The organism is Pseudomonas sp. LAMO17WK12:I1 (assembly GCF_900177315.1).
Classification (GTDB): domain Bacteria; phylum Pseudomonadota; class Gammaproteobacteria; order Pseudomonadales; family Pseudomonadaceae; genus Aquipseudomonas; species Aquipseudomonas marginalis.
On sequence record NZ_FWZV01000006.1, the window covers coordinates 30,435 to 45,605 of the forward strand.

Annotated in this window: 11 protein-coding genes; 10 read left to right on the forward strand and 1 reads right to left on the reverse strand. The window is 64.0% G+C overall.

The window, feature by feature from the left end; genetic code table 11:
- Positions 1-2 precede the first annotated feature (2 nt).
- Entirely contained in the window at positions 3-6,563 is a 6,561-nt protein-coding gene (locus tag B9N88_RS12575; RefSeq protein WP_159457358.1) for a DUF4329 domain-containing protein, read from the reverse strand.
- Between the two features lie 311 nt (positions 6,564-6,874).
- On the opposite strand from B9N88_RS12575, the gene urtA reads away from it, so the two are divergent.
- From urtA to B9N88_RS12625, 10 genes are all read left to right on the forward strand, one after another.
- A complete protein-coding gene (gene urtA / locus B9N88_RS12580) occupies positions 6,875-8,140 on the forward strand; it encodes an urea ABC transporter substrate-binding protein (RefSeq protein ID WP_027607732.1) in 1,266 nt (421 codons plus the stop codon).
- 154 nt (positions 8,141-8,294) lie between these two features.
- A complete protein-coding gene (urtB, locus tag B9N88_RS12585; RefSeq protein ID WP_027607731.1) occupies positions 8,295-9,797 on the forward strand; it encodes an urea ABC transporter permease subunit UrtB in 1,503 nt (500 codons plus the stop codon).
- The gene (gene urtC, locus B9N88_RS12590; RefSeq protein WP_027607730.1) at positions 9,797-10,864 is read left to right on the forward strand and encodes an urea ABC transporter permease subunit UrtC; all 1,068 of its coding nucleotides are present in this window, start codon (positions 9,797-9,799) and stop codon (positions 10,862-10,864) included. Before urtB ends, urtC begins: the two co-directional genes overlap by 1 nt.
- A complete protein-coding gene (urtD, locus tag B9N88_RS12595) occupies positions 10,861-11,694 on the forward strand; it encodes an urea ABC transporter ATP-binding protein UrtD (RefSeq protein ID WP_043293781.1) in 834 nt (277 codons plus the stop codon). Before urtC ends, urtD begins: the two co-directional genes overlap by 4 nt.
- A 12-nt stretch (positions 11,695-11,706) precedes the next feature.
- On the forward strand, positions 11,707-12,405 hold the full coding sequence (gene urtE, locus B9N88_RS12600; RefSeq protein ID WP_027607728.1) for an urea ABC transporter ATP-binding subunit UrtE: 699 nt from the start codon (positions 11,707-11,709) through the stop codon (positions 12,403-12,405).
- Between the two features lie 33 nt (positions 12,406-12,438).
- Positions 12,439-13,278, forward strand: coding sequence for an urease accessory protein UreD (locus B9N88_RS12605; protein WP_027607727.1), 840 nt, complete (start codon positions 12,439-12,441; stop codon positions 13,276-13,278).
- A 146-nt stretch (positions 13,279-13,424) separates the two neighbouring features.
- Positions 13,425-13,727, forward strand: a complete 303-nt coding sequence (gene ureA / locus B9N88_RS12610; protein WP_003171437.1) for an urease subunit gamma — start codon at positions 13,425-13,427, stop codon at positions 13,725-13,727.
- Positions 13,728-13,736: 9 nt separating this feature from the next.
- Positions 13,737-14,249 carry a GNAT family N-acetyltransferase gene (locus B9N88_RS12615; protein ID WP_027607726.1) on the forward strand — a complete coding sequence of 171 codons (513 nt, stop codon included), beginning with the start codon at positions 13,737-13,739 and terminating at the stop codon, positions 14,247-14,249.
- Between the two features lie 5 nt (positions 14,250-14,254).
- Positions 14,255-14,788, forward strand: a complete 534-nt coding sequence (locus tag B9N88_RS12620; protein ID WP_027607725.1) for a GNAT family N-acetyltransferase — start codon at positions 14,255-14,257, stop codon at positions 14,786-14,788.
- The gene (locus B9N88_RS12625) at positions 14,785-15,090 is read left to right on the forward strand and encodes an urease subunit beta (RefSeq protein ID WP_027607724.1); all 306 of its coding nucleotides are present in this window, start codon (positions 14,785-14,787) and stop codon (positions 15,088-15,090) included. The genes B9N88_RS12620 and B9N88_RS12625 overlap by 4 nt, the downstream gene beginning before the upstream one ends.
- Positions 15,091-15,171: the final 81 nt, after the last annotated feature.

Here is a 15,171-nt window from a genome sequence, read left to right on the forward strand (position 1 = left end):
GTTTACAGCTCGTCGCGGTCGCGCAGGCTCAGCGGTTCGTCGACCTCGGGCACGGCGACTTCCAGGCCATTGGAGCGCTCCACTTGCCGTTCGGACAGTAGACCCTCGTTCATCCAGAAGTCGTCCTTGTCCAGCACGAACAGCTTGCCGGTCCTGGCCACGCCCTTCAGGAACACGGTGGGATACACGTCGGGACCGCCCACCAGGACCCGGCTTTCCTGCGCCGAATAACTGGGCAGGTACTTCAACAACGCCCCGGCCTGGCTCGACAGATACAGACCCGGCGACGGCCGCGACAGCCCGCGCAACACCCTGATGAAATAACTCAGGAAGGTCGGCGCCACGAAATGACGCGTCAGGGCGATATCTTTCGGCGCCCGGCTGTCGGTGGCCGGCATGCTGTTGTAGAGCAGATGGACACCCGCAACCGCATATGGCTGCGGAAAGTCCGGCAGGGGCGCTGGCGGCACCGCCGGTTGTACAGGGCCCAGCGGCCCGCTGTAGAACAGGCGCAGAATCAGCGACTGGTCGGCCCCGGCCGCTACCGGCAAGGTAGCCAGGAACGACGTGCCCGCCGCATTGGCGAGTATCGCCGAGAGGTACTGTTTGCCCTGATACGGCGAAAGCTGGCGCCGGAGATAGCGCGCGGCATCATCCCCATCGGAAAAAACCGGACCGCAGGCCGCACGCCAAGGCGGCACAAACACCTCATCGACACCGGGTTTCCAGAACGTATCGACACGATTGCGCGTGGTCCAGACCTCGCCTCGGACCAGCGTATCCAGGACCCCTTTGTCGAGCAGGCGATGGACGTAACTGAGCAGGGTCATCCGGCCTGCGCGCAACTGCTGCCGTGTTTCAAGCAGCGAGCCCCACGAATCCAGCTGCGCATCCGTGCCCAGGTATTGATACCTGAGCAGGGCACCATCCGCGCATGACAGGTAAAACGTGAGTTGCTTGCCCCTGATTCCGTGAATCGAGAAGCGGATGCCGATGTCCATGTCCGTGGGCGAAAAAAATGCCTGGTGCAACGGATCCGTGGCCGGCGTGACGCTGTCGCTGCTGGCACACAGGTAGAAGCCTTCCAGCCCATAGCCCTGGGGGAAAAGACCGTCGGGAAAGACTTGCGCAAAGTCACGATAACTCTGGCGCACCAGCGGCATGCTGACCATGTAGTGCCCGTTTTTCTGCGATTTGAACACGTAGCCGAACTGCAGGTGTTCGCCATGCCGACGATGCTGATGGGCATACCGCACCGCGTCCTGCTCCTGGGTGAACAGCGGGCTGAACGCCGGGTCTGCCAGTGCGTTCCGGATCGCCAATGGCGCGGGGCGGTCGCTATTGACGATGAAGGCGCCAAGGATCCGGCGTGGCGTGCCCCACGTCGGGCTGCCCTCCACCACCCGCAAGACACCCGCATTGGCCAGGCGCGTGACAAATTCGCCAGGCGCCAGCGCGGCGTTGCGAATCTGACGTTCGAGCAGGTTTTCCAGGCGATCGCGTCGTGTCTCGTCGAGGGGCAAAAGCTGTTTTCTCAGCGCTTCCTCCAGCGCGGAGTGGCTGCGTGTGTAGCTCACCACACAGCCATCGGAACCCAGCAGGTACTCGCGGTTCAGGCGTGCGTCCTGGCCTGCGAGGGCCGAAGAAATCACGCGGGTGGACAGCATGTTGCGATAGAGGCCGGCCTGCGCCAGTTCGAGTACGAAGGGCAACTCCCGGGCCGGGCTGGAGCGGTAACGTGCAACCACCGTATGGGCCGCCGGGAAGCCACCGGTACTGACCACCTCATCCGGGAAAATCCACTTGGGGTCGAAGTCTTCCTGGGGCACCTTGAGCGGTTCGGTGGCGACAAACAGGCCATCGGGACGCTGCAGAATCAACCCGCCCAGCAGACCATTGCCCTGCAGCAGCGAACGGACGTGCCGGGCCGCATCGTCCTGGGAATGAAAGGCCGGGCCCAGGCGACGGCGGATGAAGTTGGCGTAGGGGCGCCAGGCCACGCCACCCTGGCCTACCGCTCCCCGGCGGTCCCAGCACTGGCTGGTGTAGAGCACCCGCAGGTCCGCAGGCTGGGCGACCTGTGACACATAGCGCTGGACGTCCAGCGTCCCGTTGTGCAGGTTCATCCCGGCGATGATCACGCCCGTGCCGTCGGTGGCCTCCTTGAGCAGGGAGGATGCCGGAGGTTGGTAGCGCAACAAGGCGCCATCGTGTGTCGACACATACACCGGCAGTATCGCAGTGGCTGCCGGGCGCGGCAGATGCCGGGCATCCTGTTCGGCGCGCAGCAGCACCTCGGGGGTGATGAAGAACCGTGCCAGCCAGGCCTCGGGGGTGGGCAATCCCGCCGGCACCCATTGCTGCGAAAACAGCAGGCCGGCCAGCTCGAACCCCTTGGCGAATTCGCCACCGGCCAGATAACCGACGCCCCTGGAGGAGTCACTCAACCAACGCCCGCCGGAGGTGATCGCCAGCAGTTCACTGACCACAAACTCATCGCGCTGCGGATGCTTGAGGATGTACGCCGTGCAGCGTTGCGCATCCAGGTTCCTGCCGTACCAGCGCACATGGGCATTGAGTGCCGCGGCATCGAGACTGTCGAAGATCGCGCCGAACGCCGGTGCCTGCAGATCGACTTCGGCGTAGTCGAAGTTGGGCGTCCAGTCGTTGTAGACCCGGCCGCGCGGCCCCCACAACGCGCTGCGCACCAGCACGCTCAAGGTGCCGGCATCGGCCAGCCGGGCGACGATGTCCACCGGCTTGAGCCGGCCGCTCTCCAACCGCTCGAAATAGCCATGCTGGCCTGCTTCGCGCCGGGTATTGCTCAGTACCAGCAGCTCATTGGCCGAGCCACTGGGGCGATAGCTGATCAGGTTATTCGGCGAACCGCTCAGATAGGCCGGCAGCCGCGACTCGATCACCGAACGGATCTCCACATCGGAGAACAGCGTGGCGTTGACTTCCAGATCGGCCAGCGTCCAGCCAAGACGCCGCTGGCGTTCCAGGTCAGCCACGGATAACGCGGTATGCGAACTGTAGCGCGCATACAGCTGATGGCCCGCAGGCGGCACCAGATAAGCACTGCCGTTGGCAGGGCGCAGCAGGTCGGAGGCGAAGCCGTCGCCGGAAATGGCCACCGGCTCAGTGAATACAAATCGCCCATCGTCCCGCTTGAGGACATACCCGGCATAGGCATTGCTGCGGCGAACGCCGATGCGTTCATGGGCATGCCGCGCGGCGTCGTCCGCGGTCAGGAACATCCCGCTCAAGGGCAGCGCGCCTGAACCGAGCGGCAAGTGCTCGCTGTCATACAACGGCCCGAGGGTGTTCCACAGGCCGCCTTGCTGGACCACCGACAACGCGCCCGCGCGAATCACTCGGCGCACGAAGTCCCGCGGCGACAACGTGCCGTCGAGCAAGGCCGCTTCATTGCCGTTGTCGGTCACGGTTTGGCCGTCGACGACAAACAGCTCGTTGGCAGACGAGGCACTCGGCACCTGCCAGTGCAGCAAAGCGTTATCAGCGGTGCGCAGATACAGCTTGAGACCAAGCTCAGCGAGCTGGATACCGGTGCTGGCGATCGCTTGCCTCATGGCGTCCACCAGCAACGGCGGCGTAGCAAACCGCTTGTACAGCCACGCCTCCTTGGGCGGAAGGCGCTCCGGCGCCTGGGCCGGCTGGGCGTGGTAGAGGCCCACCAGGCGATAATTCGGCACCAGCCTTGGCTCACCGCGGTCCCCCACGGGAAACAGACTGTCCAGGGTCGTCCCCAACGGCGCCGGCAACGTAGCGATGTAATTCGAGGTGGTACGGTGTTTCAGCACCACGCCCACCGCCGCCTGCCCCAGCAAGTCGACGCTGCTCAGGGCGACCAGCACCGCGCTGTGCCCCATCGACAGCAGCGGGGTAAAAAACGGCAGGTCCTGCACCGAGGTGACAGGGCTGCCCAGGGTCCAGCCGTGCAGCACACGCCCCCGCACCCCACCCCAGACCTTGCTGCCCACCACGACCCGCAGGTCCCCGGCCTGCGCCAGGTTCCACACCGCCCCCTCGAACGCGGTGAGAGGCTGCGCCGGCTCGATCCCCGTCAACTGCCGCAACAGGGATTGTTCGGCCTGGGAACCGCTGCTCGTGTACTTGAGCAATGCGCCGTCAGGACCGGACAGATAATGCACCGGGGTGAAATCACGGTGGGACAGGGCAAACACCTGATCGGCATTCGAGAAGAAGCTGCCGGTCAGCGCAACCTGGTCCGGGTTGAAGCCCGGGTTGTAGCGCTCCACCTCGCCAGGCTCGGCCGGATAGGAACGGTAGAAGCCCTGGCATTCATAAGAGGGCGGAGCAATGAACCGGGCGCGATCATCCGTGCCCAGGAGGGTGAGGAAGTCGAACCGCACGCCGGTGCTGACTTGCGGCTCGGTGGCAAAGAAATGCCCGCCAGGCTTTTTCAGGATGACTCCACCGAACTCACGCTCGCGTCGCGTCCCGATACGCCGGTGAGCCCACAGTGCCGCATCATCCGCAGACACAAACGCCGGGCTCAAGGCCGGCAGGGAAGCCACGGCGGTCGCGGCGCTCGGCAGGGACGGCGCAGCGGCAAACGCTCGCCAGTGCCGGTCAATGGCGCCAGGCGGCCCCCATAGCGCATTGCCCAGGACCACCCGCAGGCGACTGACCCCAGCCAACTTGCGCACGCCTTCGGCAGGCGCATAGGTACCGTCCGCCAGGTCTCTGGCAATCAGGCTGCCGCCCGGCGCCGGCGCGAACAATCGCGTGAATGCGGCCTGGTCCGCCCCTTCCGGCTCCAGCACAAGCAGGCTGTCTGCAGCGCCGGAGAGGTAGCCCGGCACGCGCAGTTGATGAATCCTGTGGGCCTCGACGTCAGTAAAGCCCTGGAAGTAGACACTGGCATCGTCGCGGGTCCACTTCGTCTTGAAGTCGGCATCGAGGTTCTCCCATGACAACGCCATGTGCGAGCCGAACCAGGCGTGCAGTTGATAACCACCGGGCAACGCCAACTGTTTGCTGTAAGCGTCCCACGGATAGAACCCCTGGAACCCATAAGGGTTGGTGCCCGCCTGCAGCAATTGCGTCAGTACAAAGTGCTGGTCGGGGTGCTTCAGAATCAGCGCCACATAGGCGCGGTCACGGCGCTCGCCCACCTGCGCATGGGCAAACTGTGCGGCCTTGTCGGCCGACGAAAACGCCTGGCCGAGGCTGGCCTGCTTGAAGGGGAAGCGTGCATAGGGCGTCCAGTTGTTCTCGACCACGCCTTCCACGTCCCACAGCGGGCTGGTCTGTTCGACGCTCAACTCACCGGCTTCGGCCACCTGTTTCACAAACTGGCGCGGGGTCAGGGTTCCCGCCGCGAGGGCCAGGTCAAGGCCGGGCTCATCGGTGGTGAACAATCGCGTTTCCGCCGGTGAGCCGCTGAACCGGTAGCGCAGCAAGGCATTGTCCTTGGTGCGCAGGTACAGCGAGATGCCCAGCACGGAGGGCGCCGTATGCATGTAGCGGCGGGCCTTGGCGATGTAGGCCGCCAGCTCCCGAGGGCTGAAGAACTGCTGGTACAGCCACGGTTCCACCGTCGGAAACTGCGCCGGCACCGGCCGCGACAGATAGAAGAAGCCCTGCAGGTGAAAGCCCTCCGGCAAGGGTGGCCCGCCCGCCAGCAAAGGCAGGTGGTTGTCGGTGGGCAACTGCTCTGCACTGCTGAGTACGAAGGGCTGGGTGGCGGCGAACTCATCGCGCAGCTCATGCTTGAGCAGCAGGGCCATCTGGCTGACATTCGGCATGCGCCGCATGCGCGCCTGCACGGCGTTGAGCGCCTGGGTGACCTCGGGATACACCGCCCCGCAGGCGATGGTGGGCTGGCCGCTGTTCAATGGCAGATAGGGCCGCCAGCGCTGATCGATGACACCGGGCACCCCGCCCCAGTCATCGCTGGCGACCAGCAACGACAGGCGGCCTACCGACGCCACTTTCCTGATAAAGCCTTCGAGCGTGCCATCGTGACCATCGGCGGGCACGGCTGTACTGACGTCGTCGATCCAGTCGACAAACTTGCGCTCGGCCTCGGAAAAACCCGGCTGGTACTTGAGCAATACGCCCTGGGGGCCCGACAAGTAGGCGGTGCCGAACGCACGCCCTTCGTAGTGGTTGAAGACCACATCGCGGGTGGAAAAAAAGCTGTTGAAGATACGCACCTGGCGGTCCCGATAACCGGGATTGAGGGCCTTGAGCTGGGCAAACTGGTCAGGGTGAGAATGCACCCCGCCCACCAGTTTGTAGCCCTCAGGATCGAGGAACTCGTTCTGCGCCCCGCGCTCCAGCAACAGCGAAAAGTCGAACGTCGCCGCCTTGCCGGGAATCGGCTCGGTGGCAAACACTTTGCTATCGGCCAGGCGCTGGAGAATGACACTGCCGTACTCGCGGTCGCGCTTGTCGCCAATGCGCTCGTGCACATAGCGTGCAGCATCGTCGGCACTGATAAACCCAGGGCTGAGGGTATATCGAAGGCCCCTCGCTGCCGCGCGCTCCTCTCTGGATAAATGCTCTTGCATGACACTCCCTTGATCATGTTCGTCGTCGGTGCCCATGGGCACCGGGCTCGCACAACGCTTGCCATGCAGAAGCGTCCTCGCTTGAACCGCCAGCAGGGCGCTGCATAGTTATCGAGGCCACCGGCACTCTTTAGGCGCATCCCCTGCACCGCCAACGCCCGCACGCTCCGCATTGGTGCGCCAACGCCAGGCACCGGGCTCCAGCCCCCGCAAAACCGGGCGTTGCGCCATCGGGCACAGCCCTTGCTAGTACCCCTTCAGCGTTCACATCGGCCTATCAAAAAAAACTAAACGTTTACGGAGACCGCACCATGAAGCGTCGCAGCTTGATCAAGGCTTTCACCCTGTCCGCCTCCATTGTCGCCATGGGCCTGACCTGGACCGTGCAGGCCGCCGAGACCATCAAGGTCGGCATCCTGCACTCGCTGTCCGGGACCATGGCCATCTCCGAAACGTCCCTCAAAGACATGGCGCTGATGACCATCGACGAGATCAACGCCAAGGGCGGGGTGAACGGCAAGATGCTTGAGCCGGTGGTGGTGGACCCGGCGTCGAACTGGCCGCTGTTCGCGGAAAAGGGCCGGCAGCTGCTGACCCAGGACAAGGTCGCCGTGGTGTTCGGCTGCTGGACCTCGGTGTCGCGCAAATCGGTATTGCCGGTGTTCGAAGAGCTCAACGGCCTGCTGTTCTACCCGGTGCAATACGAGGGTGAAGAGATGTCGCCGAACGTGTTCTACACCGGTGCGGCGCCGAACCAGCAGGCGATCCCGGCGGTGGAATACCTGATGAGCGAAGAAGGCGGCAGCGCCAAGCGTTTCTTCCTGCTCGGCACCGACTACGTGTACCCGCGCACCACCAACAAGATCCTGCGTTCGTTCCTGCATTCCAAAGGCGTGGCGGACAAGGACATCGAAGAGGTCTACACCCCGTTCGGCCATGCCGATTACCAGACCATCGTCGCCAACATCAAGAAGTTCTCCGCCGGCGGCAAGACGGCGGTGATTTCCACCGTGAACGGCGACTCCAACGTGCCGTTCTACAAGGAGCTGGCCAACCAGGGCTTGAAAGCGACCGACGTACCGGTGGTGGCCTTCTCCGTGGGTGAAGAAGAGCTGCGCGGCATCGACACCAAGCCGCTGGTGGGCAACCTCGCGGCCTGGAACTACTTCCAGTCAGTGGAGAACCCGGTGAACAAGAAGTTTGTCGCCGACTGGAAAGCCTACGCGAAGAAACACAACCTGCCGGGCGCGGACAAAGCGGTGACCAACGACCCGATGGAAGCCACCTACGTGGGCATCCACATGTGGGCGCAGGCAGCCGAGAAAGCCAAGTCCACCGACGTCGACAAAGTGCGCGAAGCCCTGGCCGGCCAGACCTTTGCCGCGCCATCGGGCTTTACCCTGACCATGGACAAGACCAACCACCACCTGCACAAGCCGGTGATGATCGGCGAGATCCAGTCCGACGGGCAGTTCTCGGTGGTGTGGCAGACCCAGGAGCCGATCCGGGCGCAGCCGTGGAGCCCGTACATTCCTGGCAATGACAAGAAGCCGGACTATGCGGTGAAGAGCAACTAAGTCTCACGACAGATCAAAAATGTGGGAGGGGCGGTGCGACGATTCGACTTGCCCCCGATAGCTGAGTGTCAGGCACTGCATGTGCTGACTGATGCACCGCAATCGGGGGCAAGCCCCCTCCCACAATTGACCGCGTACGATCAGGACAATTTGTATGCCCACTGCCCTGCACCGTTTCATCCTCACGGCCCTGCTATTGCTGCCTTTGGCGGTACATGCCGGCGACGCCGAAGACTTCCTGGCCGCCAACCCGACGCAACAAGCCAAGCTCCTCCAGGACTGGGCCGCCCAGCCCGACCCGGCGCGCATCGAGTTGGTGGACGCCCTGCAACAGGGCCAGCTCACGCTCAACGGCGAGACCAGGACCGTACGCCTGAACAACCGCCTGCGCGGCTTGATCGACAACGTGCAGGCCAGCCAGCAACTGCTCGCCGCCGACCCCAAGGTGCGCCTGGCCGCGGCACGCACCCTGCAAAAAAGCGCGCAACCGGCGCAACTCAAATTCCTCGACCAGCAGGTCGCCGCCGAGACCAACGAGGACGTGCACTCCGCCCTCAGCCTGGCCCTGGCCAACCTGCAACTGGTCGACACCGACCCGGCCGTGCGCCTCGCCGCCGTGCGTCTGCTCGGCAGTACCGGCGACCCGCTGGCCCGCACGCGCCTCGAAGCGCTGCTGGAGCCCGGGGTGGAAACCGACGCCGCCGTGCACACCGCCGCCGAGACCAGCCTGGCCCAGGTCAAACGCAAACTGATGCTGGGTGAGATCCTCGGCCAGGCCTTCAGCGGCATGTCCCTGGGCTCGATCCTGTTGCTGGCGGCCCTGGGCCTGGCGATCACCTTCGGCCTGCTCGGCGTGATCAACATGGCCCACGGCGAGATGCTGATGCTCGGTGCCTACTCCACCTACGTGGTGCAGCTGCTGATGCAGCGCTATGTGCCCCAGGCCATCGAGTTCTACCCGTTGATCGCACTGCCGGTGGCGTTCTTCGTCACCGCCGCCATCGGCATGGCCCTGGAGCGTACGGTGATTCGTCACCTGTATGGACGCCCGCTGGAAACCCTGCTCGCCACCTGGGGCATCAGCCTGATGCTGATCCAACTGGTGCGCCTGGTGTTCGGTGCGCAGAACGTCGAGGTCTCCAACCCTGCGTGGCTGTCCGGCGGGATCCAGGTGCTGCCCAACCTGGTGCTGCCCTACAACCGCATCGTGATCATCGCCTTCGCGCTGTTTGTGGTCGTGCTCACCTGGCTGCTGCTGAACAAGACGCGCCTGGGCCTCAACGTGCGCGCCGTGACCCAGAACCGCAACATGGCCGCCTGCTGCGGCGTGCCCACCGGGCGGGTGGACATGCTCGCGTTTGGCCTGGGCTCCGGTATCGCGGGCTTGGGCGGCGTGGCGCTGAGCCAGATCGGCAACGTCGGCCCTGACCTGGGCCAGAGCTATATCATCGACTCGTTCCTGGTGGTGGTACTCGGCGGCGTCGGCCAGTTGGCCGGCAGCGTGATGGCAGGGTTCGGCCTGGGTATCGCCAACAAGATCCTGGAACCGCAGATCGGTGCCGTGCTCGGCAAGATCCTGATCCTCGCGCTGATCATTCTGTTTATCCAGAAACGCCCGCAGGGACTCTTCGCACTGAAAGGACGGGTGATCGACTGATGAACCAGCCATTGATGCTTACGGCCACGCAAAAGGCCGGCCCCCAGGTGACGATTGCAGTCGGCGCGGTGGTGCTGTTGCTGCTGCTGGCCCTGCCGGTGTGTTCGCTGCTGTCGCCGGAAAACCCGCTGCATGTATCGGCCTACACCCTGACACTGGTGGGCAAGATCCTTTGCTACGCCATTGTCGCCCTGGCCCTGGACCTGGTGTGGGGCTACGCGGGGATGTTGTCCCTGGGCCACGGCCTGTTCTTTGCCCTCGGCGGTTATGCCATGGGCATGTACCTGATGCGCCAGGCCGCAGGCAGTGAGCTGCCGGCGTTCATGACGTTTTTGTCGTGGACCGAATTGCCCTGGTATTGGGTCGGCACCGAGCACTTCCTCTGGGCCCTGTGCCTGGTGGTGCTGGCGCCGGGCGTGCTGGCGCTGGTGTTCGGTTTCTTCGCGTTCCGCTCGCGGATCAAGGGCGTGTATTTCTCGATCATGACCCAGGCGCTGACCTTTGCCGGGATGCTGTTGTTCTTTCGCAACGAGACCGGGTTCGGCGGCAATAACGGCTTCACCAACTTCCGCAGCATCCTCGGTTTCGGCATCACCGAACCGGGCACGCGGGCCGTGCTGTTCGTGGCCACGGTGGTGCTGCTGGTGGCGAGCCTGTACATCGGCTGGCGCCTGGCCCGGAGCAAGTTCGGCCGGGTGCTGACCGCCCTGCGCGATGCCGAGAACCGCCTGATGTTCTGCGGCTACGACCCGCGCGGCTTCAAGCTGTTCGTGTGGGTGCTGAGCGCGGTGCTGTGCGGCCTGGCAGGCGCGTTGTACGTGCCGCAGGTGGGCATCATCAACCCGAGTGAAATGTCGCCGACCAACTCCATCGAAGCCGCCGTGTGGGTGGCCCTGGGCGGGCGTGGCACGCTGATCGGGCCGTTGCTCGGCGCCGGCGTGGTCAACGGCATGAAGAGCTGGTTCACCGTGGCCTTCCCGGAGTACTGGCTGTTCTTCCTCGGGGCGCTGTTCATCATCGTCACCCTGTACCTGCCCAAGGGCGTTATCGGGCTGTTGAAGAAATGAGGAACGTCATGCTCGAACCTATTTTCGATGCGGGCAGCGGCCGCGATGCCATCGGCATCGGCCAGGCCGCAGGCACCGGCCTGAACACCCGCCACGGCACCATCCTGACCCTGGAAGATATCAGCGTCAGCTTCGATGGGTTCAAGGCGCTCAACGACTTGAACCTGTACATCGGCGTCGGTGAATTGCGCTGCATCATCGGCCCCAACGGCGCGGGCAAGACCACCCTGATGGACGTGATCACCGGCAAGACCCGGCCCAGCCACGGCAAGGCCTGGTTTGGCGAAACCCTCGACTTGACCAGCATGAGCGAAGTGCAGATCGCCCAGGCCGGCATCGGCCGCAAGTTCCAGAAGCCCACGGTGTTCGAAGCCCTGAGCGTGTTCGAAAACCTGGAGCTGGCGCAGAAGACCGACAAGTCAGTGTGGGCCAGCCTGCGTGCGCGCCTGAGCGGCGAGCAAAAGGATGGAATCGATGAAGTGCTCGATACCATCCGCCTCACCGCCTCAATGCATCGGCCCGCCGGCTTGCTCTCCCACGGCCAGAAGCAGTTCCTGGAAATCGGCATGCTGCTGATGCAAGACCCGCAACTGTTGCTGCTGGACGAACCGGTGGCGGGCATGACCGACGCCGAGACCGAATTCACCGCCGAACTGTTCAAGCGCCTGGCGGGCAAGCATTCGTTGATGGTGGTGGAACACGACATGGGCTTTGTCGGCTCGATTGCCGACCACGTCACCGTGTTGCACCAGGGCAGCGTGCTGGCCGAAGGGTCGCTGGAACAGGTGCAGGAAAATGAGCGGGTGATCGAGGTCTACCTCGGTCGCTAAGGAGAACTGAACATGCTGCAAGTCGACAAGCTGCACCAGTACTACGGCGGTAGCCACATCCTGCGCGGGCTGTCCTTCGACGTGAAGATCGGCGAAGTCACCTGCCTGCTCGGCCGTAACGGCGTGGGCAAGACCACCCTGCTCAAATGCCTGATGGGGTTGCTGCCGGCCAAGGAAGGCGCGGTGAACTGGGAGGGCAAGGCCATCACCGGCTTCAAGCCGCACCAGCGCGTGCACGCCGGCATCGCCTACGTGCCCCAGGGCCGGGAGATTTTCGGGCGGCTGACGGTGGAAGAAAACCTGTTGATGGGGCTGTCGCGTTTTCCCGGTTCCGAAGCCAAGGAAGTGCCGGCGTTTATCTACGAACTGTTCCCGGTTTTGCTGCAAATGAAGCACCGACGTGGCGGCGATTTGTCCGGCGGCCAGCAGCAACAGTTGGCCATCGGCCGCGCCCTGGCCAGCCGCCCGCGCCTGTTGATCCTCGATGAGCCCACCGAAGGCATCCAGCCCTCGGTGATCAAGGAGATCGGCGCCGTGATCAAGAAGCTCGCGGCGCGCGGCGATATGGCGATCCTGCTGGTGGAGCAGTTCTACGACTTTGCCGCCGAACTGGCCGACCAGTACCTGGTGATGTCGCGCGGTGAAATCGTGCAGCAGGGCCGTGGTGAAAATATGGAGAGTGAGGGTGTGCGCGGTTTGGTTACCATCTAACCTGTAGCGTCCTGACGATAAGCACAAGAAACCATGAACCTGCCCGTTTCCCCTGCCCTGTTCACCCCCAGCTGGCACGCCGAGCTGGACCTCGGCTACGCGCGTTTCGGCGACACCACGCGCCCGGTGATGCGCCGTCACCTTGGCCCGCTGCGGGTGCAAAAGCACCTGTACGCCGAAGGCCCCGAGGTGTGCCAGCACATCATCGTGCACCCGCCCGGCGGGATTGCCGGCGGCGACCGCCTGGACATCCGCGCCCATGTCGCCGAGGGTGCCTGGGCGCAATTGACCAGCCCCGGCGCGGCGAAGTGGTATCGCGCCAGCGGCCCGGCGTATCAGCAACTTGATCTCACCGTGGAAGCCGGCGCGACCCTGGAATGGCTGCCCCAGGAAACCATCGTATTCAGCGCCGCCCAGGCCGAACTCAGCACCCGCATCGACCTGCACGGCGATGCCCGGCTGTTCTACTGGGACGTGATCGCCCTGGGGCGCCCGGCCAGTGGCGAGCGCTTCGACCTGGGCCACTTTCAATCGCACCTGGATATCCGCCGCGACGGCCAGTTGCTCTGGCACGAGCGCCAGCGCATTGTGGGCGCCGATGGCCTGCTCGACTCGCCCATCGGCCTGGATGGCCAACCGGTGTTCGCCACGCTGCTGGTGACCGGCGATATCGAGCCCGAATTACTCGAACACTGCCGCGCCCTGCCCCACGCCGTGCGCGGCGACCTGACCCAACTGCCCGGCTTGCTGGTCGCCCGCTGCCTGGCCAGCGAAGCGCTGCTGGCGCGGGGGTGGTTGATTGATTTATGGAAATTGTTACGCCCGGCGGTGCTAGGACGGGAAGCAGTCTCACCACGAATATGGAGCACATGAAGATCAAAATGTGGGAGGGGGCTTGCCCCCGATGGCGGTGGGTCAGTGAAAGATGTATTGCCTGACACCCCCCATCGGGGGCAAGCCCCCTCCCACACTTGATCTCTGTTGTATTTAAGAATGCATTCTTTGAAGGACCTTGAACCATGGACCTGACCCCACGGGAAAAAGACAAACTGCTGATCTTCACCGCCGGCTTAGTCGCCGAACGGCGCCTGGCGCGCGGTGTGAAGCTCAACTACCCGGAAACCATCGCCTATATCTCCGCCGCCTTGATGGAAGGCGCCCGCGATGGCCGCACCGTGGCCGACCTGATGCACTACGGCACCACCCTGCTCAGCCGTGAACAGGTGATGGAAGGCATCCCGGAAATGATCCCGGATATCCAGGTGGAAGCCACCTTCCCCGATGGCACCAAGCTGGTGACCGTCCACCAACCCATCGCGTGAGGCACGGCCATGATTCGTGATGCAACCGAGCAAGACCTGCCGGCGATCCGCGACATCTACAACGACGCGGTACTCAACACCACGGCAATCTGGAACGAACAACCGGTGGACCTCGGCAACCGCCAGGCCTGGTTCAGTGCACGCCAGGCCCAGGGCTATCCGATCCTGGTCGCAGTGGAGAACGATGAAGTCACCGGCTACGCCTCATTCGGCGACTGGCGCCCGTTCGAAGGCTTTCGCTACAGCGTCGAACACTCGGTGTACGTACGCAACGACCAGCGCGGCAAGGGCCTCGGCCCACGCCTGATGCAAACCCTGATCGAGCGCGCCCGCAGTGGCGGCAAACACGTAATGGTGGCGGCCATCGAAAGCGGCAACCGGGCCTCGATCCGCCTGCATGAACGCCTGGGTTTCGTCACCACCGGGCAAATGCCCCAAGTGGGCATCAAGTTCGGCCGCTGGCTGGACCTGACCTTTATGCAACTGACATTGAATCCGGGCGCGCAACCGCCCAAGGAGTGAGTTCGATGAACGCCGCGCAACTGCGTCGAGTCAATGCTGAAAGTTTTGCCCACTACCGTCGGGGCCTGATCGAGCTGTTGCTGGATGCGGTCAAGCACGGTGCGTCGGTGGGTTTCATGGCCGACTTCGATGAGGCCCAGGCCCGTGCCTATCTGGACGGGGTACAGGCGAGCATTGAAGACGCCAGCCTGTTGCTGTGGGTGGTGGTGCGCGATGAGCAGGTGATCGCCAGCGTACAGTTGGCGCTGTGCCAGAAAGCCAACGGCCTGAACCGCGCCGAAGTGCAAAAGCTGCTGGTGCACAGCAACGCGCGGCGCCACGGCCTGGGCCAACAATTGATGAACACCCTGGAACTCGCCGCGCGTCAGCACAAGCGCGGCCTGCTGTACCTGGACACCGAAGCCGGCTCGCCTGCCGAAGCCTTCTACCAGTCGCTGCGCTACACCAAGATCGGTGAACTGCCCGACTACTGCCAAAGCCCGGACGGGCGCTACAGCCCGACCGCCATCTACTTCAAGACCCTGGGGCAACCTGCATGATTCCTGGCGAATATCAGATCCAGCCTGGCGAGATCGAACTCAACGTCGGCCGACGCACCGTCACCCTCAGCGTGGCCAACAGCGGCGACCGGCCGATCCAGGTGGGTTCGCACTACCATTTTTTCGAGACCAATGACGCGCTGACATTTGACCGCCCATTGAGCCGCGGCATGCGCCTGAATATTCCGGCGGGCACGGCGGTGCGGTTCGAGCCGGGGCAGAGCCGTGAGGTCGAGCTGGTGGATTTGAGCGGCGGGCGGCGGGTGTTCGGGTTTGCCGGGCGGATCATGGGCGACCTTTAGGGCCTCATCGGGGGCAAGCCCCCTCCCACAGGGGAACGCATTCCAAAGGTGGGAGGGGGCTTGCCCCCGATAGCGATTTCA